This is a genomic window from Nocardia nova NBRC 15556 (genome assembly GCF_001613005.1).
Taxonomy (GTDB): domain Bacteria; phylum Actinomycetota; class Actinomycetes; order Mycobacteriales; family Mycobacteriaceae; genus Nocardia; species Nocardia nova.
In genome coordinates, this window is the sequence record NZ_BDBN01000193.1 from 1 (window position 1) to 1106 (window position 1106).

Sequence of the window (1106 nt, forward strand, 5' to 3'; positions counted from 1 at the left end):
CTAGGGAGTGTTTCGAAGTAGTTGATGGGGTGGTAGCGCGCAGCGGTGCCACCCCATCAACTGTTCAGTGAAATTTGTTGTCCGCGTTGGCATATAGGTGAGGCCTCCGGTAGTTGGTTCAGCTGTCGAAGAAGAACCCTGAATACCGGAGACCTCGTGGCCAGCGTAGCGGTGGCGGGGCGCGCGGACCTGACCGATGCCCAATGGGCTCGGCTGGAACCGTTGCTGCCCCGGAACAAAAAGGCGGGACGCCCGCCGCAGTGGACTAAACGACAGCTCATTGACGGGATCCGGTGGCGGACCCGGGTCGGATCACCATGGCGAGACGTGCCAGGGGCATATGGATCGTGGCTGGCGGTGTATGGGCTGTTCCGGCGCTGGCAGCGTGCCGGGGTGTGGGCGTTGATCTGGAAGCTGTTGCAGGCGTTCGCTGACGTGGACGGGCGGATCGTGTGGCAGGTGAGTGTGGACTCGACGGTCCTGCGGGCCCATCAGCACGCTGCCGGGGCCCGTCGCGACGGTGACAGACAGGCCGAGCCGCCCGGTGGTGTGATTCGGGAGCCGGCTGATCATGCGCTGGGCCGGTCGCGGGGCGGTTGGTCGACGAAGTTGCATCTGGCCTGTGAACAGGGCTGCCGGGTGCTGTCGCTGTTGGTCACTCCTGGGCAGGCCGGTGACAGTCCCCAGTTCACAGCGGTCCTCGACGGGATCGAGGTGCCCAAACTCGGTCGCGGTCGGCCACGATCACGCCCAGTGCGGGTGTTGGCCGATAAGGCGTATTCCAGTCGTGGGAATCGAGATTGGCTACGCCGGCACGGGATCCGGGTGACCATCCCGATTCCGGCGGACCAGGCCGCGCATCGCCGCAACCGCGGTATGGCCGGTGGCCGCCCGCCAGCGTTCGATGCGGTTGTCTACCGGGACCGCAACGCTGTCGAACGCGGCATCAACCAGCTCAAACAGCATCGGGCAGTGGCCACTCGCTATGACAAGCTCGCCGTCCGCTACCAGGCCACGGTCCACATCGCTGCGATCAATCAATGGCTCAAACATGAGTGAGGGCGGGCCGAACGGCCCACCCTCACCACTTCGAAACACTCCCTAGC

1 protein-coding gene is annotated in these 1106 nt (G+C 65.0%); it reads left to right on the forward strand.

The window, feature by feature from the left end:
• Window positions 1–156: 156 nt before the first annotated feature.
• Window positions 157–1059 (forward strand): IS5 family transposase, encoded by a 903-nt coding sequence (locus tag NN2_RS35670; RefSeq protein WP_063019674.1) that lies wholly within the window; start codon window positions 157–159, stop codon window positions 1057–1059.
• Window positions 1060–1106 lie beyond the last annotated feature (47 nt).